The sequence below is a fragment of the uncultured Eubacterium sp. genome (genome assembly GCF_934295145.1).
Classification (GTDB): domain Bacteria; phylum Bacillota; class Clostridia; order Lachnospirales; family Lachnospiraceae; genus Eubacterium_I.
Genome location: NZ_CAKRAS010000033.1, coordinates 1 through 24,282, shown reverse-complemented (window position 1 = coordinate 24,282; position 24,282 = coordinate 1). Strand labels below are relative to the sequence as shown.

At 40.7% G+C, this 24,282-nt stretch carries 20 protein-coding genes; 2 read left to right on the top strand and 18 right to left on the bottom strand.

Annotation, left to right across the window (positions count from 1 at the left end):
• Positions 1-391: 391 nt before the first annotated feature.
• From gltX to Q0I54_RS08205, 6 genes are all read right to left on the bottom strand, one after another.
• Positions 392-1,849 carry a glutamate--tRNA ligase gene (gene gltX / locus Q0I54_RS08230; protein WP_296117882.1) on the bottom strand — a complete coding sequence of 486 codons (1,458 nt, stop codon included), beginning with the start codon at positions 1,847-1,849 and terminating at the stop codon, positions 392-394.
• 172 nt (positions 1,850-2,021) lie between these two features.
• Entirely contained in the window at positions 2,022-3,119 is a 1,098-nt protein-coding gene (locus Q0I54_RS08225; RefSeq protein WP_296117880.1) for a PotD/PotF family extracellular solute-binding protein, read from the bottom strand.
• 161 nt (positions 3,120-3,280) lie between these two features.
• Entirely contained in the window at positions 3,281-4,093 is an 813-nt protein-coding gene (locus Q0I54_RS08220) for an ABC transporter permease (RefSeq protein ID WP_296117878.1), read from the bottom strand.
• A complete protein-coding gene (locus tag Q0I54_RS08215) occupies positions 4,087-4,902 on the bottom strand; it encodes an ABC transporter permease (protein WP_296117877.1) in 816 nt (271 codons plus the stop codon). Before Q0I54_RS08215 ends, Q0I54_RS08220 begins: the two co-directional genes overlap by 7 nt.
• Entirely contained in the window at positions 4,895-5,968 is a 1,074-nt protein-coding gene (locus tag Q0I54_RS08210; protein ID WP_296117874.1) for an ABC transporter ATP-binding protein, read from the bottom strand. Before Q0I54_RS08210 ends, Q0I54_RS08215 begins: the two co-directional genes overlap by 8 nt.
• Positions 5,969-6,076: 108 nt before the next feature.
• Positions 6,077-6,634, bottom strand: a complete 558-nt coding sequence (locus Q0I54_RS08205) for a helix-turn-helix domain-containing protein (RefSeq protein ID WP_296117872.1) — start codon at positions 6,632-6,634, stop codon at positions 6,077-6,079.
• Positions 6,635-6,863: 229 nt separating this feature from the next.
• Between Q0I54_RS08205 and Q0I54_RS08200 the strand changes: the two genes are divergently transcribed.
• Positions 6,864-7,628 carry a polysaccharide deacetylase family protein gene (locus tag Q0I54_RS08200; RefSeq protein ID WP_296117871.1) on the top strand — a complete coding sequence of 255 codons (765 nt, stop codon included), beginning with the start codon at positions 6,864-6,866 and terminating at the stop codon, positions 7,626-7,628.
• A gap of 298 nt (positions 7,629-7,926) precedes the next feature.
• Here Q0I54_RS08200 and Q0I54_RS08195 read toward each other — a convergent pair whose 3' ends face one another.
• The 3 genes from Q0I54_RS08195 to Q0I54_RS08185 all read right to left on the bottom strand — a co-directional run bounded on the left by Q0I54_RS08195 (position 7,927) and on the right by Q0I54_RS08185 (position 9,113).
• A complete protein-coding gene (locus Q0I54_RS08195; protein WP_296117869.1) occupies positions 7,927-8,124 on the bottom strand; it encodes a hypothetical protein in 198 nt (65 codons plus the stop codon).
• Positions 8,125-8,369: 245 nt separating this feature from the next.
• Positions 8,370-8,753: a zinc ribbon domain-containing protein gene (locus tag Q0I54_RS08190; RefSeq protein ID WP_296117866.1), complete on the bottom strand. Its 384-nt coding sequence runs from the start codon at positions 8,751-8,753 to the stop codon at positions 8,370-8,372.
• Positions 8,754-8,843: 90 nt separating this feature from the next.
• Positions 8,844-9,113 carry a hypothetical protein gene (locus tag Q0I54_RS08185; RefSeq protein WP_177975580.1) on the bottom strand — a complete coding sequence of 90 codons (270 nt, stop codon included), beginning with the start codon at positions 9,111-9,113 and terminating at the stop codon, positions 8,844-8,846.
• Between the two features lie 472 nt (positions 9,114-9,585).
• Between Q0I54_RS08185 and Q0I54_RS08180 the strand changes: the two genes are divergently transcribed.
• Positions 9,586-10,749 (top strand): M20 family metallopeptidase, encoded by a 1,164-nt coding sequence (locus Q0I54_RS08180; RefSeq protein WP_296117865.1) that lies wholly within the window; start codon positions 9,586-9,588, stop codon positions 10,747-10,749.
• A 280-nt stretch (positions 10,750-11,029) separates the two neighbouring features.
• On the opposite strand, the gene Q0I54_RS08175 is transcribed toward Q0I54_RS08180, so the two are convergent.
• From Q0I54_RS08175 to Q0I54_RS08135, 9 genes are all read right to left on the bottom strand, one after another.
• A complete protein-coding gene (locus Q0I54_RS08175) occupies positions 11,030-11,497 on the bottom strand; it encodes a low molecular weight protein-tyrosine-phosphatase (protein ID WP_296117864.1) in 468 nt (155 codons plus the stop codon).
• A gap of 160 nt (positions 11,498-11,657) precedes the next feature.
• Positions 11,658-12,899 (bottom strand): site-specific integrase, encoded by a 1,242-nt coding sequence (locus Q0I54_RS08170; protein WP_296117863.1) that lies wholly within the window; start codon positions 12,897-12,899, stop codon positions 11,658-11,660.
• 105 nt (positions 12,900-13,004) lie between these two features.
• Entirely contained in the window at positions 13,005-13,232 is a 228-nt protein-coding gene (locus Q0I54_RS08165) for an excisionase (protein WP_296117895.1), read from the bottom strand.
• Positions 13,225-13,455, bottom strand: a complete 231-nt coding sequence (locus Q0I54_RS08160) for an LLM class flavin-dependent oxidoreductase (protein WP_296117861.1) — start codon at positions 13,453-13,455, stop codon at positions 13,225-13,227. Before Q0I54_RS08160 ends, Q0I54_RS08165 begins: the two co-directional genes overlap by 8 nt.
• 222 nt (positions 13,456-13,677) lie before the next feature.
• Complete coding sequence (locus Q0I54_RS08155) at positions 13,678-15,021, bottom strand: virulence-associated E family protein (protein WP_296117893.1); 1,344 nt, start codon at positions 15,019-15,021, stop codon at positions 13,678-13,680.
• Position 15,022: 1 nt separating this feature from the next.
• Positions 15,023-15,640, bottom strand: a complete 618-nt coding sequence (locus Q0I54_RS08150) for a CHC2 zinc finger domain-containing protein (RefSeq protein ID WP_296117859.1) — start codon at positions 15,638-15,640, stop codon at positions 15,023-15,025.
• Between the two features lie 59 nt (positions 15,641-15,699).
• Entirely contained in the window at positions 15,700-16,920 is a 1,221-nt protein-coding gene (locus tag Q0I54_RS08145; RefSeq protein WP_296117857.1) for a serine/arginine repetitive matrix protein 2, read from the bottom strand.
• 459 nt (positions 16,921-17,379) lie between these two features.
• Entirely contained in the window at positions 17,380-20,850 is a 3,471-nt protein-coding gene (locus tag Q0I54_RS08140; protein ID WP_296117855.1) for an Eco57I restriction-modification methylase domain-containing protein, read from the bottom strand.
• A gap of 210 nt (positions 20,851-21,060) precedes the next feature.
• A complete protein-coding gene (locus tag Q0I54_RS08135) occupies positions 21,061-24,234 on the bottom strand; it encodes a helicase-related protein (protein ID WP_296117853.1) in 3,174 nt (1,057 codons plus the stop codon).
• Between the last annotated feature and the right edge of the window lie 48 nt (positions 24,235-24,282).

The window sequence follows — 24,282 nt, the reverse complement described above, 5'->3', positions numbered from 1 at the left end:
CGCAAATCCTATATCTAGTGATTTTCTATCAATATCCACAAATTTCAGTTAACATATTGACTTTCGGAAATCACTCAGAATACTGCTTTTTTTCGCGACTTTTCCCATTTAATTCAAGAAATTTAAAAATAAAAAAATAGCACTTTGCACAATTACCAAAAAGTGACTGTAAAGTTGGAACTTTTAACTCCCACTATATCTTGTATGCGCCTTTTTAAGCACAACTATTCCTAAATAAACATAAGATTTTACACGCAAAAAGAGAGGGAAAGAGTTCCGTCATGATCAGGTACTCTTATCCCTCCCCTGATGTCAGATCTGATATATATATTTACTTTTACAACTATTCAGAACCCTTTCACTGGAAAGCTCACATTAATAGTTGTCATTTTTATGCTTCTGCTGTCAGTTTTTCGATAGCAGCTTTGATACGAGTGATGGACTCTTCTTTTCCAAGTACTTCCATCAGCTCAGTTGCTCCGCCCGGTGTCATCTGTTTTCCGGAAAGTGCGGTACGGATCGGCCACATTACATAACCGTTCTTGTATCCGTTTTCTTTTACATAAGCACTGAGCATTGCGTACAGGGCATCGTTGCTATAATCTTCCTGCTCTTCCAATAATGGTAATACATCTTTTAAAACAACCAGAGATGTTTCTGCATTTGTTTTCATCTTTTTATGAGTATACATTGCCACATCGTACTCCGGAACAGTCTCAAAGAAATCGATATGCTCTTTGATGTCCGGGAAAATCTCGATACGTGTCTTTACCATCTGGGCGATTTTTTTGTAATCACAGTTGCGATGTACCACTTCTTTGATGTACGGCTCAGCCATCTCATAGAAAGCATCAAAATCCATTGCTTTGATGTACTCACCGTTCATCCATTTCAGTTTTACCATGTCAAAAACAGCCGGAGATTTGCTGATGTGATGATAATCAAATTCTTTCACCAGTTCCTCTAAGGAGAAGATCTCACGGTTATCTACCGGGCTCCATCCAAGCAGTGCAACAAAGTTTACAACAGCCTCAGATAAAAAGCCCTGCTCGATCAGGTCTTCGTAAGAAGAATGTCCGCTACGTTTGCTCAATTTCTGATGCTCTTCGTTTGTGATCAGCGGGCAGTGAATATATTTCGGTTCTTCCCATCCGAAGGCATGGTACAATCTTGTATATTTCGGTGCAGAAGACAGATACTCATTACCACGGACAACATGTGTAATATTCATCAGATGATCATCTACCACATTTGCAAAGTTGTAAGTCGGATATCCATCAGATTTGATCAGGATCATGTCATCCAGCTCAGCGTTCGGCTGTGTAATATCTCCATAAATCTCATCATGGAACGTTGTCTCACCTTCGTTTGGCACATTGGCACGGATAACATACGGTTTTCCAGCTGCCAGGTTTGCCTCGATTTCTTCTTTGGAAAGATGCAGACAATGCTTGTCATACACACTGATCTCTTTGCCATTGATGTTCTGTTTTAAAGAATCCAGACGCTCTTTGTCACAGAAGCAGTAATAAGCCTCACCTTTCTCGATCAGTTTTTTTGCATACTCCAGATAAAGACCGCTCTCGCAGCGCTCACTCTGGATATACGGGCCATAACCGCCATCTTTGTCCGGTCCCTCATCGTGGATCAGACCTGTTTTTTCCAATGTACGATAAATAATTCCCAGTGCTTCCTCTACAAAACGCTCCTGGTCAGTATCTTCTATTCTTAATACAAAATCTCCGCCCTCATGCTTTGCGATCAGATATGTGTACAAAGCGGTACGCAGATTACCAACATGCATACGGCCTGTCGGGCTCGGTGCAAATCTTGTTCTGACTTTAGCCATAACTCTACCTCTTTCTGTATATTTATTTCGATTCAGGCTCTGTCTTTTTTCATCATGAATATCTGAATCATTATCTTTATTTCATAAGCGTTCCTATTATACCCCAATCCGGATATTTCCACAAGGGAAAAAACAGGATACCTATCAGTATCCTGCTCTAATCTTTTCATCGTCAGCTTGTTTTAAGTTCTTTCCAAAGCTGACTGTACAATGCGGTGGTATCTGCATCCAACGCCTTATATACCTCACATTTTTCCAGCGTTTCCTCACTTGGGAAAATGAGTGGATCCGTTTTTGTTTCCTCATCCAGTGCATCATACACCGCTGTATTCGGTGTCGGATAATAAATTTCCTCAAAATTTTTCATTGCAATGTCTTCTCTGCAAAGAAAATCAAGAAACTTCAATGCTCCTTCGTGATTTTTTCCCTTTTTCATCATCATCCAGGAATCAAACCATACGTTGGAACCTTCCTCCGGAACCACATATTCCAGTTCTTCATCATATTCGTTCGCCAGATATGCTTCACCCGAATAACAAACTGCCAGTGCTGCATTTCCCGCAACCATTTCCTCTCGAACTTCATCCACGAAATATGCTTCCACGTCCGGTTTCTGTTCGATCAGAAGGTTCTGTGCCTCTTCCAGTTCCTTTCGATTTGTCGTATTCAGGGAATATCCCTTATATTTTAATGCACACATATATGCATCTCGGATACTGTTCTGCATAATGATCTCTCTGGCATATTCTCCATTAAACAAACTGTCCCAACTTGTAATTTCTTCATTTACCATATTTGTATTATACAGGATTCCTACCGTTCCCCAGAAATACGGGATGCTGTACTTAAGGTCCGGATCATAGGATTTTGACATTTCCCAGTAAAGATTTCCAATGTTATCGATATACTGCATTTTGCTGTAATCGATTTCTTCGGTTTCCCCCTCCTCGATAAGCCGCTCTACCATATAATCAGAAGAACAGATCAGATCATAAGGAATCGTACTTGCCTTATATTTGGAATACATCTCTTCCGGTGTCGTTGCCTCCTCATAGAGTACTTTAATGCCTGTCTCCTTCTGAAACTGCTTCAACACCGAAGTGTCAATATATTCTCCATAGTTTAATATTACAATTGTGTCTTTCCCGCCTGCTTCGGACATATCTACGGAAGATTCTTCTTCTCCGGTAGCACCGCAGCCGACCAAGATTCCGGTCATAGCAACACACAGCGCCATTGCCACCCGGCTTTTCCATTTTTTATTTTTCATACTGTCACCTTTCCATTCGTCCGGCGTTTTTATCCCATAAACTATTTTTGTTATTTTTTGCTATAAAAATAGTTTTCTCATAAAATATTTTACAGCAATCACGTTTTTCTTCTTAATTGAACCGTTGCTCTTATAAAGCGGACATTCGCAATCCGCTTTCGTTACTTGCTCATGATCGCGGTTCCTTTGTGACATGCGTTCACTCTGCTCTGATGAATTCTCGGAACATAGTTTACCAGCAATAAAACTACCAGTACTACTCCAAAAATCAATGTAGAAAGTGCATACATTTCCGGTTTGATACCTCGTTTCAACTCACCGTAGATCATCGTAGATAAAGTATTGATTCCGGCTCCTTTTGTGAAATACGTAACAACAAAATCATCCATGGACATGGTCAGTGCCATGAAAAATCCACTCATCACAGATGGGAAGATCATCGGAAGAATGACACGTACAAATGCAGTAACACTATTTGCACCAAGATCTCTTGCTGCCTCGTATACACTCATATCCATCTGTTGCAGTTTTGGTAAAATACTCAAAATGACATAAGGGATATTAAAAGTGATATGCGCCAGCAAAATGCTTGCATAACCTAAATTCATAAATCTGGAAAACCACAACATCAGTGCGATACCGGTTACAATATCCGCATTCAGCATCGGAATATTTCCAACACCAAGTGTCAGCGCGTAATTTTTCTTCTTCATTGCATCAATACCGACAGCTGCCAGAAGCCCGATTCCCGTTGCAATCGCCGCTGATGCAAAACCGATGGTCAGTGTGTTCTGCAACGCTGCCATCACATCACTGTTTTGCAGCAGATTCTGATACCACATCAGTGTAAATCCACCCCAGACAACCCTTGATCGGGATGCGTTAAAGGAAAGTACCACAAGCACTGCAATCGGAATATATAAAAAAGCAATGATCAGCACCAGATAAAATTTCATAAAAAATCGCTTTACCATACGCTGCGCTCCTTTCCTACATCTGTTTTTGAAGTAAACATCATGCTGATCAATACAAAAATCATCAGCGCAATAGATAAGCCAGAGCCAAGATTCCAGTTCATACTGGTTGAAAATTCCTGTTCAATAATATTTCCAATAAGCATGATTTTGCCTCCGCCCAGAATGTCCGGAATAGCAAAAGTGGTCAGTGACGGAACAAATACCATGGTAATTCCACTAATGATTCCCGGCATTGTCAATGGAATCATGATTTTTGTCAGTACCGCTTTTGGCGATGCTCCAAGATCTCTGGCTGCCTCGAGGATATCCTCGTTCAGTTCAGTAACTGCATTGTATACGGGGAGGATCATAAATGGCAGATAATCGTATACCATACCGATCACGATTGCTACGTTAGAGTTTGCCAGATCCTGTCCCGGTAGTCCGAGCACACCCAAAATCGCATTTATAATTCCGTTTCTAGATAGCAATAACTGCCACGCCATGATACGAAGTACAAAATTCACCCACATCGGCAAGATTACAATAATTGCCATCATTCCCTGTTTTCCGATGTTCAATTTCCGCAAGATCATCGCCAACGGATATGCCAGCACCAGACAGACAGCTGTGCAGAGTAACGCCAGCCAAAGAGCCATCAATAAGGCTTTCAAATGTACCGGCTGAAAAATCGCCAGGATGTTCACCATTGTAAATCCACCGTTTCCATCTCTCAGCGCATAAATAATAATCATCAAAATCGGCAATACCGTAAATCCAATAATCCAGATAATATACGGTGTGGCCAGTAAGCTTCTCTTATTCATTCTTTTTGATAACCTCCTGTGCGGAAGACGCTGGTTTGTGCATAATCTGGATATTTTCCGGTTTTACATACAGACCAATTTCTGTACCTGGCTGATAAGCAATGGTACTGTGCGCCAGCCACTCAAATCCTTTGGCCTGCACTTTCATCTCATAATGAACACCTTTAAACAGAATCGATGTCACAACACCGTCCATCATACCCTCGCCCGGCTGTACAAATTCCATATCCTCCGGCCGGATCACTACATCGACATTTTCATTTTGTGCAAAACCAGTATCCACACACGGGAACGGACATCCGAGAATCTCCACCAGACAATCTTTCGGCATCACACCGTCTATGATATTGCTCTCACCTATGAAATCTGCTACAAAAGCGTTCTGCGGCTCATTGTAAATATCTACTGGTGTACCTACTTGCTGGATCAGTCCCTGGTTCATAACAATGATGCGGTCAGACATGGTCAGCGCTTCTTCCTGATCATGCGTAACAAAAACAAAAGTAATGCCCAGTTCGTTTTTAATTTTGATCAGCTCCTGCTGCATATCCTGACGCAGCTTCAGATCCAGTGCGCCAAGCGGCTCATCCAGAAGCAGCACTTCCGGCTCATTTACAATGGCACGGGCAATGGCAATACGCTGCTGCTGTCCACCGGAGAGAGACATCGGATGTCGGTCCTCAAATCCTTCCAGATCCACCAGTTTCAATGCATATTTGATCTTATCCTGAATATAAGATTTACTTTTTTTCTTTAATTTCAATCCAAATGCAATATTTTCTCCAACACTCATATGAGAAAATAAAGAATATTTTTGAAATACAGTATTGATATGACGTTTGTCCGGAGACAGATTTGTAATATCCTTTCCGTCAAAAATCACCTTTCCCTCATCTGGTGTAGCAAATCCACCGATAATACGCAATGTCGTTGTCTTGCCGCAGCCGGAAGGTCCCAGCAATGTCACAAATTCATTTCTCCCAATATCAATACTCAGATCATCCAGAATCTTTTTCCCATCAAAAGATTTCGTCAGATGCTGTAAATTTAAAATTGACTGTTCCATCCCATCTCTCCTCATGTTTATTATTTTTCACATTTCCCCAGCAGCCGTTATAAGTCCCCTTACTGTTTTACATTTATAATATGCAATCAGTGAGTTCCTTTCATTGAGTTAAAACGTTGGCGGCGTACTTACCCACACAAACTTTGCCGGTCGGCTGCCGGTATTTTCAATATAATGATTTCTGTTCGCACAGAAATAAAAACTTTCCCCGGATTTCACGGTATATGTTTTGTCACCAAGGTGCAGCCGGATTCGCCCGGAGATTACATATCCAAACTCCTCCCCCTCGTGTGGCTTATCTTCCTGCAGTTTTTCCTTTGGCTGAACCACCACAAGCAGAGGTTCCATCTGATACTGCTGCGCATTCGGCACGATCCACTGGATGCTGTTTCCGGATTCATCGATTTTTTCAAAAAATGCGCCTTCTGAATACACCACATGTTCTTCTTCCGTCTCCTTAAAAAATTCAGACGGTGTCGTTCCCAGACATTCGATCAGATCCAGCAGCGTTACCACCGAAGGAGCCACCTGTCCACGCTCCAGCTGTGAAATATATCCTTTTGTCAATTCTGCCCGGTCTGCCAGTTCCTGCTGCGTCAGACCATTCTGATTTCTCAGATCTTTTATTTTTTCTCCGATTCTGCAATTCACATAATTCGGTTCCATGTTTCTCGCTTCCATTTCTATTATCAAACATAAAGTTGACTATTACTAAACTTTTCACACGATTTCGATTATACTATTATTAAACAGAAAGTCAACTATTATTGTTATTTTTTACATATTTCTTACTGTATTTTTTCCCAGACATTTCACGGCCTTTTCTGTATTTATGCACATAAGAAACCGCCTGCTTTCATATATATTTAATAATCTCATATCCGAAGGAGAACCTATGAAAAAGAAAAAACGTTTCTCCCTTCTGCTGCCGGTCGTAGTCTGCAGCATCCTTGCCATAACTATTTATTTCCAGATGACAACCGGAGTGATTTCTGTTAACAATACTGTAAACGGCAAAGAACTTCCGATTTATTGTGTGGATACCAAAGAAGCGAAAATTGCAATTTCCTTCGATGCCGCCTGGGGCAATGAGGATACCGCACGGATTCTTGAGATTCTTGCAAAACATAATGTTCATGCAACGTTTTTTATGACGGGTGGATGGGTCGATTCTTATCCCGATGATGTGAAGGCAATTTACGAAGGCGGACACGACCTCGGAAATCACAGTCAGAATCATAAAAATATGAGTCAGTTGTCCGATACGGAAATCCGGGATGAAATCATGTCTGTGCATGAAAAAGTGAAAGCGTTGACCGGATATGATATGTTTCTTTTCCGGCCGCCTTACGGCGATTATGATAATGAGGTCATCACTGGTGTCCTCTCATGTGGATATTATCCAATTCAATGGTCCATCGACAGCCTTGATTGGAAAGATTACGGTGTAGACGATATTATTACCCGGGTCTGTGACAATAAGCAGCTGACCGGCGGGGCTATCATTTTGTGCCATAATGGGGCAAAATATACAGCAGATGCGTTGGACACACTACTAACGCAGTTGGAAGAAAAAGGATTTCAGCTGGTACCGATTTCTGAATTGATTTACCGGGAAAATTATCATTTAGACGTGACCGGGAAACAGATTTTGGATTAAATTTAGATATTGAATGAATACGAAATCGGAGAAACTTTCCTCAATCGCTAACCGTTCACTACCTTCATTTCACTGCGGTTTCATCGCGCTCACTCCCACCTCTGATAAAAGCTGGTCGGTTCCCGTTCGCGCAAAACCTTGTGAAAATCAGTCGTTCACTGAAACGCTTATTGAGAAAAGTTTCTCCGATTTCTTCATTAACATATTTCTTCATTAACATTCAAGAATACCCTCGGTATTCTTGCTGCGAGATGCACTATAATACACTCATCCCATATACTTTCAAAAATTGCTTTCATTAAATGTTTTTTTCATCAGTAATATTCCACATACTGCCCTCGTCCAGTCCCTGTTCCGTGAGCCATTCATCTTCGGCTTCCAGTCGACGTGTGTCACCATTTTCATTTTCTAATATAACCAGACATTTTAATTTTTCACCCGGCAGTCGTTCTTCACACCCAAAGTCTGCCTCGGCAATCTGTTTGATTTTCCACATACAAATGCACTCCTTAATACCGCTTATAAAATCATATATCTGATATAATGATGCCAGGGTCAAAAGCCTGAAACCACGATGTGCTTGCACCGGAGTGGTTTTATTGCTTAATGACCCGCCCCGATATGGGCATAAAAGTAGATCGTCAGCTTCACGATATGCGAATATTGGGTAGAATTGCGGGAGTACGAAGTACGGAACAATTCGTATGGCATCTTTTGACCCAGCCTCATATAATTAAAGTATCATAATCTCGTGCCACATTTTGGACAGAACACAAAATCTTCGGTGGTCTCATACCCACAATTCGCGCAACATTTATAACCACCATAACGATACCCTGCTCTACCATTTCCAACTTTTTGCAAATGTTCCGGCAAGATCCGCACATCTTCACCGCGCTCAATTCTTCGACCAATCTCCCTATCCAGTTCATACAATGTGTTACAACAACTGGTCTGCACATAATAGTGCCTGTTCCATTTGAAACACGGGATAAAAAACAGCGACAATACGGTGTATGTCATAAACACTTGAAAACGTCCGTATCGTCCACACACGCCACAGATTTCTGTCTGGTTATAATCCAGATTTTTTCTTCCATCTGTGATTCCCATCATAAAAAACATTTTTCTGTTCTCCTGTTGCTCTTGTTAATTTAGTCCGATATTTTATCATTATGCCGTACTTTTGTTTATTACAAATTTGAACAAAACAATTTAGATCCAGTCATAGTCACCACCAGTTACTGCCAGAGAAAGTAATGCATCCATACGCTCCACATTTTCCGCACCTTCTACTACTTCCAGAAGTTTTGCTGTCTCTTTTGCCACCGGCATTTCTTCATCCGGTCCGATCTCCATATCCGGTTCTTCTCCACAATACGGGCACACAAGTTTTGGACCGATTTTCAGCGATAAAAATCTGTTTGCACATTCTTCACATTCATAAAATCCGCACATTTCTGTGCCATCAGGTACATAATACATTCCATCCAACCTCTATTCTTAATATCTTACGATTACAGTGCCTAAAGGTCTGAGTCCACCTGTGCTTGCACAAGGGTGGATGAATGACCTTGGGGCACGCCCCGATATGAGCATAAAAGTGGGATTTTTATCCCACGATATGCGAATAGCGGGAAGGATTGTGGGAGTGCAAAGCACGGAACAATCCGTGTAATCAAAATTTGGGGGTTTTGACACCCAAATCATCTTATTTCTGCCAGATAATTACTTTCTGGCAAATCTTTTTCCATTTGCAACCATTCTATCACACCAGTCTTTTTTCGTCATCCTATATGTTTTTTTAAGAGAAAAAAATTGATAGCACATACCAATAAAGAGTGTTATAATAATTTATGTTTTAGACCGTTTAATCTAATTCAATTAATTTTATATTAGAATTCCTAATATATAGATTCAAAACTTGATTTAAATAATTTTTTAGGGGGTTTTATAAATGTCTCTACCATCTCGCGCAGTTACAATGACAAAGCAAATGATCCAAATTGAAAGCACCGATCCTGGTACTTATGAAAACACAATGGCAGACTGGATCACATCACAACTTGCTTCATATCCAAATGTGCAATTAACACGTCAGGAAGTGCTTCCTGGTCGCCCAAATCTCATGGCTGAGCTGACCGGTGATCCATCCCTTCCTGCACTGGTAATGATCTGTCACATGGATACTGTTGTCGTAGGCGATGGATGGACGCTACCACCCTTTGCTGCCATCGAAAAAAATGGAAAAATATATGGTCGCGGCGCCTGTGATATGAAATCCGGTCTTGCCTGCTGTCTTTCCGCGTTTCAATATGCAGCAGAAATGTTGAAAGCATCCGGCAAAACACCAAAACAGACATTAAAGCTAATCTGTTCTATGGACGAAGAAGATTTCATGCGTGGTTCCGAAGCATGTATACAATCTGGTTGGATCACAGATCACGACTGGGTGATTGATGCCGAACCGACCAACGGGCAGATTCAGATGGCACACAAAGGTCGCACATGGTATGAGATTGACGTACAAGGGCACACTGCCCATGCAAGCACGCCATGGAAAGGTGCCGATGCCATTGCTGCAATGTCTGAGATTATCTGTGAGATCCGGCATGCGATTTTGTATGCCCCCGTTCATCCTGACATGGGAAGTTCCACGGTTACTTTCGGTCAGATCACCGGCGGTTATCGTCCTTATGTTGTACCGGATCACTGTAAAGTCTGGATCGACATGCGTCTGGTTCCGCCATTGAATACAGAAAAAACAAATGCTATCGTGGAAACTGCCATTGAACACGCGGAGCAGTCCGTCAGTGGTATTTCTGCAACTTATAAAATCACCGGCAACCGACCACCGATTGAACAAAATTCGGATTCTCCTCTTCTGGCAAATTTGAAAATGTCCTGTCAGGAAGTCACCGGTAAAGTTCCTCAAATCAGCTGTTTTACTGGTTACACGGATACCGCCGTCATTGCCGGGCAACTCCACAACCGCAACTGTATGTCCTATGGTCCTGGTTGTCTCGAAGCAGCCCACCAGCCAGATGAATGGGTTACCATTGATGATATTTTACGCGATGAAAAGGTATATCAACAGCTTGTGAAAAACACCATTTTATAAAGTCAATTCAGGACATATGAAAAGTGTACCTTTTTTTCAAAAAAAGTTTTCTGTACAAAAATGCCCTGGTTTCTCTCTCTAAAATAGCAAACCTCAGATATCACGTTTTCTTTTTTCGAAATATCTGAGGTACATATTGCTTTTAACCAAGAGTGTTCTCAGCACTTTTTCTGTACTGTAACATACACTGCATACAGCGTTTGATCTATTTCCTGATCACTTAATGCCATTCTGACTTTCCTCCCCTTGATTTCGTCATTCATCATTCACCATCTATTAGTTAGTTGGAAGCGATCTCACGTCTGATATGCGCCAGTAAACCCTGACATCCTTCTAAAACATCATCATACGTTTCATCAAAATTTCCTGTATACCACGGATCTGCAATATCGCCCTTGCGATCTGTAAAATCCAGTAAAAGATGCACTTTGTGATCCGGATCACCATGAACAAATTGCTCCATATTGCGTAAGTTGTATCGTTCCATGGCAATAATGTAATCATAATAACGGTAATCAGCACTGGTCATTTGAACGGCATATTTACCATCTACAGAAATATCGTACTGTTTTAATTTGTTGCGAGTTCCTCGGTGTACCGGGTTTCCGATTTCTTCTCTGCTAGTTGCCGCAGAGGCGATTTCAAACTGGTCTGCAAGACCAGCTTTTTTTACTAAATCTTTCATTACAAATTCTGCCATGGGGGAACGACAGATATTGCCGTGGCAGATAAAAAGCACTTTTATCATATATTTAAAACTCCTTGAAAATGCTGATTTTCCTTGATTTTACGCCACTCTTCGGCATTTCTACGACAGAGGCTCCACAATCATAACTTGGTATAACTACGCTTATATTGGCTTGTTTTTGCCATCATTTGTCGTAAATTCTGTCGTAAATTCAAAAGATTTACGACACGCACCTTTTACGGTGCGTTGTCGATTTCTTAGAAGTTGCTTCTACTACTTTCTGCATTTCTTCCTCTGCATCATCGTAGTTCAGATGCGTATAGGTGTTCAGCGTCACGCTGATGTCACTATGACCCATGATATATTGAAGTGTTTTCGGATTCATTCCGGACTTCGCCATATTGGAACAGAAAGTGTGTCTGCAAACATGAGGAGTAACTTTCGGCATCTGTACCCTGTAAATTTTGTTGTACTTCTCACGGATATGCTGAAAATACTTCTCCCAGTGAAGTGCCACCATCGGTCTGCCATTCTTGTCCAAGTACAAAAATCCGCTGTACCCATCTACCATAGGCTCAACCTTTGGATTCTTTCTGTTGGCAAGAATACGTTGAAACGCTTCCTTTACTTCCGGTGTCAACGGCACCATACGTTCGCCACTCTCTGTCTTGGTATCTTCAATAATATATTTCATATCTCTGGTTCTCTGAAGCTGATGATCCACGATGATTCTGTTATTCTCAAAATCAAGGTTTTTCTTCGTCAGCCCGACAAACTCAGAAATACGAAGTCCTGTTTTAAACAGAATATAGATACCGTCATAATGCTTACAGAAATGCTTGTCGTTCTTTACAAACTTCAAGAAATCTCTTTCCTGCTGTCGTGTGATAGCTTCTCTTGTGACACTATCATTCACAACAACGGTGTTCAGCTGAAACTCAAAAGGATTCTTTACCAGCAAATCATCATCCACCGCCATCTGAAAGGCAGGTCTTACTACACCACGAATGGTATGAATGGAACTGTAGCCTCGCCCATCAATCTGCTGCATCTTAATCAGCCATTCTTTAGCATCGGACACCTTAATCTTGTCAATTCGCCTCTGACCAAAGGCTTCTTTCTTAATCACATTGACCACAAAGTTGTAATTTGACCTTGTGTTATGACGGACACCAGTTTTCTGTGAAATATACTTTTCCACCAGTTCCAGAACTGTGAAATTCCCGCCATCCGGTGTGATATTGCTGTTCAAGTCCTTTTGAATCTGCTTAATCTTTTCTCGCAGGGAAATATCATCACGTTTTCCTGCCGGAACTCGGTCAGTCGGTGTGAGCTTCCAACTGTACACCGTTTTTCTCTTGCCCCATGCATCCTGATACTTGTATTCATATTTCCCGTCTTTGCGCTGGCTCTCTCCATTAAATAACTTGCGACCTTTATTGTCTCGTCTTACTTCTGACATTCAGTTTCTCCTTTCTATCAACCAACTGCCATAGAAAAGAGCCAAGCTATGATATACCTATAATATCATAAACTTGGCTCCGAATCTATCGTGTATTTGCCGTTTTTATATGGCAGATAATTTTTCATCTACATATTGTTCAAACACTCTGCGCTTGATCTGAGGTCTTGAGCCGTTCCACAGAATGAACTCTGCATCCGGATTTTCGTCAATCAGTTTTCGCAGCTTCTTATCTCCAATATGAAAATATTTTGCCGCTTCCTGCACACTCAGAGTGTATTTTCTCCAGACAGGAATATCATACTTATCTACATTTTGATTCTGTTCATCCATCATAGGCACTTACCCCCCCCCTCTTTTTCCATACAATCTCGTAACCCAACACATCTGCCAGTTCTACGGCTTCTTTATATCGCAGCGTTTCTCGATGAAGTTTCCCCGACAAGTTGGAAATGCTCCTGCTCCATCCATACTGCTGTTCCAATTTTTCCAATACATCCTGCATGGTCACGCCCTCGCACACAAGATGTGATCTCACTTCATTTCGCACGTTCATTTTCGCTTACCTCCATAAAAGAGCCTTGCAAAGAGAAATGACAACAAAGTTCGGCAACCGACCTTAACAAACTGTCAAATCCCAATACAAAGCTCTGTTACTTTAAATCTATTCTTTTTATAATTATGGGTTGTTTTGGTTGTCAGAGAAGAAAATCCCTTGCAAAATAAGGATTTTTCCACGCAACCAAATCGACAACCCGATAGCATTTTAACTGACAATTCACCCTGTATTTCCAAAAAGCAGCTCCATCTGTTTGGCTTCTTCCTCCGTCAGTTCCACAAAGCCGTCCAAAGAATTTTTTCCAGTTGCCACGATCTGATTGTCACTCTCCCAGCCTTTTTGCCTGCCATATCCGGCAAAATGCCTTGGATTTGTGAACTGCTTCCATCCCACAATGGAATTGTTCATAATATCGTTAATTTCACGTATTTCCCATTGCTTCGGCTCATCAAATGGATGATTCAAGGCTTCCTTATAAAGCATCTTGGAGCAGACCATATTTCCATTGTAACCATCCAAGAATCCCTGAATCATGCCCGCTTTCGTATCTTCCGGCATGAACTGCTTCTGAAATTCTTTCAGATATTGTTCCATTTCTTTTGAAAGGGAAAGCTTATACTTTTTGCTTCGGTAAATTACCATAGCTTCTGCCCACATTTGTTCAATATAGGCTCTGGATGCTTTTTCGTCTGCCATAATGTGTACCTCTGCATTTTCTGGATAAACCATAATAGGAAGAAATCTTCGGTTTCCGGTACGGTCAAGTGGCAGAAAATCCAAAGTATTGGAAGTGCCACCGAACACGCATTGTCGAAGTCTGTCATCCGGCTGCTTATCATAAGGAATTTTATAGGTTTCCTTCTGACGGCTGAGGAACGATTTTATATCTTCAATGCTTTTGGCATTGGCCGTAGCAATCATCTCCGACATCTCCACAATCCAATGCCCCTGCATTTTACGAAATACATTATCATCATCCAACTTCTTCAGATCGTCTGTGAACCATTCGTCTTTTAATGCAAGAAAACGGAAGAACGTGGACTTGCCTGCTCCTTGGCCTCCTACAAGACAGAGCATCATTTCAAATTTGCAGCCTGGACGAAAGATTCTGTGAATGGCACCCAACATAAACAGCTGCATCGCTGTACTGGTATATTCATTCTTCTCCACTCCAAGGAAATGTAGCAAGGCATTTTCGATACGATTCTCGCCATCCCACACCAGACTTTTCAGTTTTTCCTGAATCGGATGATACTTGTTTTTATCAGCAATGATTGAAATCGCCCTCGAAATTTTTGATTCCACACTAAATCCGTAATTTTCTTCCAGATAAAGCATCAGATAATTTACATCCGTTTCATTCAGAACCGGACTTCTTTTATGCCACCATAGTGGCTTTACAATATCCGTTTTTTCTGTAAACAGATTGTAGCAAATGCTTTGGTGAAGCACCTCATCCAGACGGAATACCGTAAGACAGTTTTTAATGCTGTTCTTCACGCCGCCATTCTCCGTTCGATCTAAAAGTTCCCTAACCTCAGCAGGAGAACAAGGCTTTTCCAGATCACTGGCTACTTCCAATGCCTGTTTCTGCTTCTCGGCAGGTAAATTCTGAAATTCGTTGTTCAAGTGACGCCACCTCCTTCCCGTATTCCATCACAAGCAATGATTTTTCCTCTATTTCTCCAAACGCCAGAATATCCAAAAGATATTCTAAATGTGATTTTTTCTGTAAGGCTTCCACAAACAGCGGATGCCATGTTTCCTCTTCCATGTTGGGAGCATAATCTATTTCCCACTTTTTCAAAAGATGGTAGTAGTCTGACAGAACTCGAAAGCAAAGCTGCTCGGCTTCTGCGTAGATCTGTGCATCTGATTTTTGACGTACTGTTTTCTTTGACTTCGTTTTTACAGGCTTACGGTCATAAGATATTCCAAAGTCTAAAGCTGTCTTTTGTGCCGCTTCCAGACTGCTGATACCATAAAGCCTTGATACAAAATCAATCACATCGCCATCAGCTCCACACCCGAAACAATGAAAGCGCTTGTCCACTTTCATGCTGGGAGTTCTATCATTGTGAAAAGGGCAGGCTGCCATATTATTTCTACGAACTTTTAGTCCGTACATTTCCGCAGCCTGTCTTGTAGTGACCGACTGCTTGACTGCATCAAATACATTCATAGCACAGCCCTCCCATAGAAAAAACACCTGACATTTCCGACATAAATGGCAAGTGCTTGTTAGCGTTCCATATTCTTTTGTTTGATCTTCTTATCCGAATCACCATCCTTTTTCACAAGTTCTTTATTACGCTGCAACTTCGCAAGCAACGATTCTTTTGCCTTTTCCTTTACCACAGCCATATTCTTTTCTTTGACTGTCGGTAGCTTCAATACAGTCAAAACTTTATTCAGAAGCTTGTCCGCCGTTTTCTTCATTTTGTTTTGCAGAGCATCCAGAGATTTACTGATAGCAGATTTTTTATCAGCCGGAACATTACTTTCTTCTGTAATCCACTTCTGATAATTTGCTACAGTTTCCAAATCCCGTTTCTGTGTTTCTGCAAAAACCGTTTCCGCAATCACTTCACAGGCTTTCTCATAGGCAGTATCCGCAATTTCTTCCACCAGAGTTTCCGCATCTTCCAGTTTCATTGTAATTTCTGAAAGTGCTTGCTCTTTTTCTGCCATGACCTGCTTCTGCTTTTCAATAATGAAATCATTTTTTTCCAGATAGGCTTTCCCACCATAGATTGGCTCACGCTCCAGTTGCAGACCATAACGCTCACAAATTTCAAACAACATTTCTCTGCACATAGCATCAAAAGTCTGCTTGCGGTTGTTGTGTCTGCCCTTCGGCTTAGTCGGATCGGGAAGTGGTATTCCCAGTTCCTCCAATGCCTTTTCCTGTTGCGGACAAAGCTCGCCGTATTGATTTTTACAATCAAACACATGACGTTCCTGAATGTGGGGAGTTCCCTCATCCAGATGCAATGCCCAGTTCAGAATGTGAACATGAGTACTAAACCTTTTTTCCATTTCTCCAAAGAAATCATTTGCCACATGCAACAAAATTTTCGGCGGTACGGATTCTTCCACTGTTCCTATCTGATAAATGGTTTCTTCCGGACAGGTCTTTTTATTTTTCAGCAAGTCCTCCACGGTTCTATTTCTTTCCGGATGTCTGTTTTTTATATTTCTCTCATTTTGAAAGAAAATGAAATCGTCATATTGGGCGGTGTAATACATCTGCTCTACTTTTTCAAAAGAAAAATCCTGTTCGGCATCTGCATTACGGTTATCGAAAGTTGTGATACCACGATAACAGTCCCAATAAATATTTCTTTTGGCTCGCTCCACATCAATGTGTTCGCTGTTTTCCAAATCAAACCTACGGTCATTATGCTTTGGATTGTAAGCACCATTTTTACCGGAACGGCCATTGTGTCGTGTCAACCTCAAAGGCTTTTCCTCCATTTCTTTTTGAGTGTTGTCAAGGAAATCAAAGCAGCTCTGCTGCTGTCCTGCTTCATTTATGCGCAGGTAATACCCAGTACTAAGTGGCGAAACGCCACTGACTGGGCAAGGCTGCCGCCCTTGACCCGCACAGGGATGTTGCATTCCCTGTACCCTTGCACAAAGAGCTGCGCCCTCTGTACTCCTGCCGGACAATCTGTTTCAAACCACTGGCCAGTTGGTTCTCACAGCTTCTCCGTTTTCTAAGAACGCTCCACCGGAGCCTTCTTAGAAAGTTTCAGGCGATGACCATTCACATACATTGTGAACTATCACCGCCTGTTCTCGTATGCCGGTACCCGCATACGAGATTTATAAATTGCCCTGGCAATTTATATTTGCAAATGAGCAAAACAAAAGCGACCAACTTTTTACGGTTGATCGCCTTTGGCTTGGTCATTTGAATTACTTCTTCGAGTTTTCCCATGCCCCAATAGTATTTTCTACAGTCAAAATCTCATTTCTTGTTAAACCATAAGCGCTATAAACAATATCATCTATAAACTTCTCAATTTCTGATATATCTGCATTTTTGTTCTTTCCTCTGATCTTATAAATTTTATCACAACACTCACTAAGGGTATTCTCTGTTTGTTTATCAGGAATAAAAACTGGTATATTTACCAAAGGATCCTTATCTACTTGATAGATGCTTCCTTGCATTTTTCCCATTTTCAATAGCCAGAATTTTATCAAAGTAGAATTCAACAAACAAGTAAGATATTTCATTGACACTTTAGATGTTTTAATCAAATACCATTCTGCTGTTACATATGCAGGTGAAGCAATATAGGAAAATTGTGGAGTCGAACACTTTCGAAGAGAAATAATAGTTGGCTCCTCAAAAAATTCTTGCTTTCTTGCTCTATGTAATCCGTAGGGACGATTATCAGATGTTATAACATCAACATAAAAATCTAAATGCTTTTTTAATTTTGGATAAGCATCCATTAATGTTATATCTTTAAAAGCAGATGTTGTATAGATAATTTGTTTGGTAAATTCCGGATCAAAATAGTATCTGCCTATATTCTTGCTATCATAATATGGGTGCAGTAATGATTTTTCTTTTTCATCCAAATTTAAAGCATCCACTTCATTTGAAGATAAAATAAAAATTCCATCTCCAACATTTGAATTAGGTAACATTGGCAACATTTTCTTTGTCACTTCAGCATGGTGAGGGTGAATACCGTTCAGGATTTCGTTGTTCTCTAAGTAGAAGCATTTTGCACGTTTTATTTTATCAGTAATATCAGTAATAGATGTATCTAAAAATTGTATTGTTCTACCATCTGAATTGATTATGGGATCATACTTTGCATTATACATTATACCGATATTATTACCATTCAGGAATTGACTCAATTCACTTGCATTAAGGCTCCTATTCCCCACTGCTTTATAAGAAACTTTATATTCTGAATCCTGTTTCTTATTTTGGATTAAAAATATCATTGTTTGCTGACTGGCAGATTCAAAAACCATAACATTATTAAATGTCACAAACTTTTTCAGCTTGCCCTTTTCCGCTATATGCTTTCTCATATTTTTTCCGCCGGCAGTTGTCATCCAGTTGTTAGGAGCGATAAAGGATAACGAACCATTAGGTGCTAATAACTGCATTCCTTTTGATGTGAAGAAATACCAGAAATCCATTTTACCGATATAATATTTTTTACCAAATTCGGTATTTGCCACTTCTTGGAATATTTCTTTATTTCCTTCTTCCCCAATATAAGGCGGATTTCCAATTACAATATCAAATCCCCCTTTTTCACGGAATACTCTTGCAAAATCTAACTGCCAAAGAACATACGGCTTAGATGCCATACGTTTGCTTTCATGGTATCTCTGGATTTTGTCCGGATCACACCCTTCCAATTGCGACATGATAACCATATCTCGCAGAGATTCGATTTCATCCTTCAGTTGCTTTTTCTTTTCTGTATTATCGCAATGGAACAACTCATTCTGTTTGTCAATCAGAGCACTGACAATGGATTCAAAACGGGAATGGTTCATATCCAACTGATAAGTGCTGTCACCAAACAATTCACTTTCCTTAATCAGTCTGGTTCCCTCAAACTCATCAATCAAGCTATTACCACATAGAATATTACTTTCCAAGTTTGGAAGTGGCAAAGGATTCTTATGACCATCCAAAGCACTCTGCGCATTCGGATTGATTTCATCATCAATTACCAGCGACAGCCACAAACGAAGCTGTGCAATATCTACCGCAGACGGCTCAATATCTGCTGCGAAGATACAGTTCTTGATAGTTTCGTATTTCAGGTTGTGCGGTGAACGCTCCATCTGATACATCAGTCTGGTATCGTATGCATTCATTGTGATTGCCATATAAGCAGAAATATTTTGTCTTGCACGGACAATCTCGTTCAGCATACCAAGAGGGAAAGCACCAGAACCAACCGCCGGATCTGCAACACGAACATTCTTCAATGCTTCATCCACATCTTTCAGTCTGTCTACAACAACTTTTCCGTCTGCATCCAGCTTGAACAGGCTTTCGGAAATATACATACCGCCGTTACCCTGACGTTTCTCTTTTACAGTATCTTCATCCTTCATAAAGTCACCGTACAGGATAAACTCACGGATTGCTTCTTCCTCAATCTGCAAAGTATTGGTCAGATAGTTTATTAAACTTTCCTGACACATATAATGCACGATTTCACGAGGTGTATAGAAGGCACCTTTGGATTTTCTGTCGTTTACTTCCAACAGATTTTCAAATACTTTACCCAGCATCTCAGGGTCGATAGCAACTTCTCGTTCCATCGGCTCATCTTCGCTCATGGTAAAGTTATATCTGTCGAAAATATCCAAGATACCATCTGCTTCACGACCTTTGGACGCAGCATTGGAAAATACTTCATTCGGAATATTAAAATTATTGTGTTCCCAATCATATCCGTCAATCGGCTCAAACAGGCCACCGGACAGGAATGGAATTCTGCAATGCAGGGCTGGGCAATACCCCTGTTCTCCACGATTTACATTCAATGCATCATAAAACAGCGGTTCCAATAATTCATCAAAGAAATTCTGGTTCTTCTTTTCTGCAATTTCAAAGAGTTTACGCATAAAATTATGCGGACCGCTGCCCCAGGGCTTACCTTTTACACACATGGCAAGAACTGCTTCGTCCTCATCACTGATGCTGTTCAATCCAGCACTGGAAATGCGATATGTACCATCCCCAACAGGTCGATATACCATCGGAATCAATTCTCTTGATTTTGCTCCACGGGCATAATAAGCATTCTTGTATTCTTTTTCGGTCAATGTATTAGGCCATGCACCTACGCCCAACCAACCCTTTTTCTGTAAGAAATATAGGAATACAATCTGACCCATTAGCTTCTTGGCAAACTGTGCAGAAGTAAAATTATGCTGTTCTGCTTCAATACGGAAATCTCCGTTTTCTTCCAGCTTTTCACGCAACTGATGGAATTTCTCGCAATATAGCTTGAAAAACTCATCTGTAACCTTTTCAACGCTGAACACATTTTCCAGATCATCCAGTGTAGGGTGTTCCGGATCTGCCATACTGTCAATGATAAATCGTTCAAATCGACTGATTGCTGTATGGCAAGGTTCATTTTCGCCTACCAGATAGGAATATCTCTTTGCCGGAGTTAGATTTTCTGTTGTCTTCAAGCGTCCGTTTTCGATTTTCATTTCATAATCGAGACGAACAAAAGACAGTCTCCATTTCAGCTCACCTTCTGTATAAAAGGCGATGAATGCAGCATCGGCATTAGCGTTTTCAATCAGTTTCTTGGCATAGCTACGCTGAGTGCTTCTGGAATTTTCAACGTATCCCGCATTTTTCAGCTGCACTGCCATGATAATGATATTCTTTTTGTCCGGTGTTTTGTAATTACCCACATGAACGGAACCTTCAATATGAGATGAAAAATTCGTAAATTCTTTTCTGAACTTGTCCGGAGACACCATGCTGACCTTCGGAAAAATTTCACGAATCAAATCAACATAGTTTTTTATGGCATACGGACTTTTCAGTATCGTTTCTATCTTTTTAACAACGGCATTCATTTATCTTGTACCTCCCATCTTTAGATAGCAGGAGAGAATGATCTGTTTTTCTCCATCTACCTGTGCTTTTTGACTCTTGCGTTCCTCGAAGTATGTCGGAGGTACTAATTTCAGTATTTCATAGTAAAGTTCCAGAATATCCCCAACAACTTTGCTCTTTTTCATAACGTCCTTAGAAACCTTTGCAGGAATCTCGCCGTTCTCCCAGAGAGAAATCAATTTATCAATCATCTTCTCCTGATCATCGGTAAGCCGAGGCTCTGTTTTCATTGCTTTCAGTAAACGAATGATCTTCGCATCATTGCCGGCAACCATTACTTTTTCCGTAGACACTTCTTCCTCTTCTACGAGCATCTGGTCGAAAGCGATGCTGTTACTATCAAAGTGTTCATAGAAGTTACTTGCTACACTGACTTTTGCATCATCCGGTTCTGCCTTAATCAAATCTATCGCCTGCATAAAGGACAACTGTTTTGTTTCAGCTTCAGAGCTGATAAAAAATGTTTTTAATGCGCCTTGACGGATAAAAGTAACTGTAGAATCTTCTGATACCTTTTCAGAAGACTTGCCTGCCTTTGCTTTTTTCGGCAAACGTTTAATCATTGAAAACAATTTCGGGTCATTGTCACGAATCTGACGAATAATAGCCAGATAAGCCAATTCAGGGTTGGTGCTTTCTTCCTCACCATCCAGATCTGATGTCAGATCTGAGAACAGCTTCTTGGAAGATACTTCTTCATCATCGGACAAATATTTGATATCTTCTCCAAGCGTATCGTGGAAAGCCTGTAATTTTTCCAGAATACGTTCTTCCAATGGCATCTGCTTCTTGCTCTGTGCAGTAGGGAAAAAGTTAAATACATAAATTCGGTCATACTCTGTACCTACACGGTTGATACGACCTACACGCTGCATAATGCGGGTAGGGTTCCAAGGAAGATCGTAGTTTACAAGAACATTCGCACGATGCAGATTGATACCTTCTGCCAATACGTCCGTAGTGATAAGAAGGTCATATTTATCGTTGTTTTTATTTTTAAATTTCGGATTGAAACTATCTTCAATTTCAACTTTTAATGCAGCACTACTCTGACCGCTGAAATAGATAATTCTTTCTCCGTAGATTTCCTTTAATTCTTCATACAGATACTGTGCTGTTTCTGTAGATTCGGTAAAGACAATCGCCTTTTTACCTTTCATCAGTGGATTCGTTGTGAGATTCCTCTTAAACTCATCCAGCTTCGGATCATTGCCAATCAATGACCAAATAAACTGCATAGATTTCAACTGTGCCAAATCCGCCTGCAAATCACGGAAGAACTGAGAAGAAAATTCCTTCGTTTCAAATTCCATGACATCCTGCTGTTCAATCAGATACATCAGTTTCTGTGTATTTCCGTCATCCAAGAGGTCATACACATTTACTTTCTTGCTGATATAGATTTTTCCGGTCTTGGACATTTCAATGAACTTTTCATAAGATTCAATGAAACGCTCCAGGGTCTTACGGAACGCATAGAAGCTGCTTTCCAGACGTTTTACAAGAATGCCTTTCATAAATCCGCCCATGTTACGCTGTGCAGCGAGCATGGTTGCATACTTCTTTTTGTCTTTTAGATACAGCAACGGTGTATAACGAGCATATTTGAAATCCTTAATGATATTGATAGTCTGGGAGAAAGCATCATCCGTTTCCTCGTCAAAGGAATAAATGATTTTCTCCGGACTTCCAACTTTCGGAAAAGTCAATCCCTGCTTTGCAAGGTCATCTGCGTAGTATTGCTGAATTTCACTTCTGGTACGACGAATCATAACCTCACGAATCAGTTTGTCACGGATGACTTCTGAATTTTCTCTAAGCTGTTCCATATATGCTGCCGAACCCTTTGGTTTCTTGGAAAGTTTCGCATTCAGACCACGGAAAAAGCCTTCGATATTTTTAATACCGTTGATTGTTCCACTCTGCTTTGCCTGGAACAGATAAATCTGATTTTCTACGTCACTGGTATAGTTGTTGATTGGGGTTGCCGAAATTAAAATAACTTTCTTTCCACGGCAAATCTGATGCAGTTCTGTAAACGCTTCTGTGCCACTATTACGAAAACGATGTGCTTCATCAACAAACACATAAGAGTACTTGTCGGTTCCTTTTGCAATAATCTTGTCCAACTTTCCAAGGGACTCTACATCACAGCGTGCAACATCAAATTCCTGCAAAACGCTTCTCCAGTAATCAACCAGTACCGGAGGACACACAATCAGCTTGTATGTGTTTCTGTTAAAACTATTTGCAAGCATAGCGCAGATATAAGTTTTACCAAGACCTACAACGTCCGAAATAAATACACCATTATACGCATCCAGTTTTTGTCTTGCCTGTGTTACAGCATCAATCTGATACTGCAAACGCATATATCCTTCCGGAAGTAATGTTTCAAAATTCTCTTTGTCTGCGTTGATTTCTTCTTTGAAGAATTCATACAATGTTTTCAAATACAGCTGATAAGGAGTAATATCATCCCTCATCCAAGTGTGCTGTTCCACGGCTTCGATATAAGTGTCACGAATATCTGTACCATGCACCCACAGTTCCTCAAATTTGTCCAATGCAAACTTGACATCTACGTAATCTTTCAACTCCACATTGAATTCAAGGTTATTTATCAAGCCTGCTTCAGAAAAGTTACTGGAACCAGTAATCACACTACCAAATGTATCTGGTACTTTTTCCTGATCCTTGCGCATGATATAAACCTTCGCATGGATTGGTGCGTCGGTGTACATACGCATTTCCAGTTTCCCAGATTTAAGCCAATCCATGAAAACACGGACACCTTTTTCCACCTGTGCAGAACTTGCTGCTGTTTCAAACTCTTTTTCAATTTCCTCTGCAATAATCTCCTTGCCGTCTGCAGTTGAGATAGCCGCATACTTTGCTTCAGCATTTACACGGTCAATGATTTTAACTGTATACCTATCGACATTCAGACCAACCAATATCCTGATTTTTTCTACTTGTTCCAGAGCTTCGTACATTTTAAAAAAGCCGCTGGCTCTGAAATAACCAACCAGAACATCAAAGAATTGTGTATTGCTTTTCAGAATGGCAGCAAAACGACTGTATAAATCTCTTTCTGGCTCATTCGTAAAAAATTTCAAATCTGTGTGAACCATGATGTTTCCTCCTGTGTTATCTCAAACGGCACTTTCCAAAATGTGTAC

Bases quoted from the DNA above. Each gene is read 5' to 3' on its own strand.
- Q0I54_RS08175 (WP_296117864.1), bottom strand. From the start codon at position 11,497: ATGATAAAAGTGCTTTTTATCTGCCACGGCAATATCTGTCGTTCCCCC.
- Q0I54_RS08180 (WP_296117865.1), top strand. From the start codon at position 9,586: ATGTCTCTACCATCTCGCGCAGTTACAATGACAAAGCAAATGATCCAA.
- Q0I54_RS08170 (WP_296117863.1), bottom strand. From the start codon at position 12,899: ATGTCAGAAGTAAGACGAGACAATAAAGGTCGCAAGTTATTTAATGGA.
- Q0I54_RS08140 (WP_296117855.1), bottom strand. From the start codon at position 20,850: ATGGCAGTGCAGCTGAAAAATGCGGGATACGTTGAAAATTCCAGAAGC.
- Q0I54_RS08210 (WP_296117874.1), bottom strand. From the start codon at position 5,968: ATGGAACAGTCAATTTTAAATTTACAGCATCTGACGAAATCTTTTGAT.
- Q0I54_RS08215 (WP_296117877.1), bottom strand. From the start codon at position 4,902: ATGAATAAGAGAAGCTTACTGGCCACACCGTATATTATCTGGATTATT.
- Q0I54_RS08165 (WP_296117895.1), bottom strand. From the start codon at position 13,232: ATGGATGAACAGAATCAAAATGTAGATAAGTATGATATTCCTGTCTGG.
- Q0I54_RS08225 (WP_296117880.1), bottom strand. From the start codon at position 3,119: ATGAAAAATAAAAAATGGAAAAGCCGGGTGGCAATGGCGCTGTGTGTT.
- Q0I54_RS08135 (WP_296117853.1), bottom strand. From the start codon at position 24,234: ATGGTTCACACAGATTTGAAATTTTTTACGAATGAGCCAGAAAGAGAT.
- Q0I54_RS08200 (WP_296117871.1), top strand. From the start codon at position 6,864: ATGAAAAAGAAAAAACGTTTCTCCCTTCTGCTGCCGGTCGTAGTCTGC.
- Q0I54_RS08195 (WP_296117869.1), bottom strand. From the start codon at position 8,124: ATGTGGAAAATCAAACAGATTGCCGAGGCAGACTTTGGGTGTGAAGAA.
- Q0I54_RS08205 (WP_296117872.1), bottom strand. From the start codon at position 6,634: ATGGAACCGAATTATGTGAATTGCAGAATCGGAGAAAAAATAAAAGAT.
- Q0I54_RS08150 (WP_296117859.1), bottom strand. From the start codon at position 15,640: ATGAATGTATTTGATGCAGTCAAGCAGTCGGTCACTACAAGACAGGCT.
- Q0I54_RS08190 (WP_296117866.1), bottom strand. From the start codon at position 8,753: ATGTTTTTTATGATGGGAATCACAGATGGAAGAAAAAATCTGGATTAT.
- Q0I54_RS08220 (WP_296117878.1), bottom strand. From the start codon at position 4,093: ATGGTAAAGCGATTTTTTATGAAATTTTATCTGGTGCTGATCATTGCT.
- Q0I54_RS08185 (WP_177975580.1), bottom strand. From the start codon at position 9,113: ATGTATTATGTACCTGATGGCACAGAAATGTGCGGATTTTATGAATGT.
- gltX (WP_296117882.1), bottom strand. From the start codon at position 1,849: ATGGCTAAAGTCAGAACAAGATTTGCACCGAGCCCGACAGGCCGTATG.
- Q0I54_RS08160 (WP_296117861.1), bottom strand. From the start codon at position 13,455: ATGAACGTGCGAAATGAAGTGAGATCACATCTTGTGTGCGAGGGCGTG.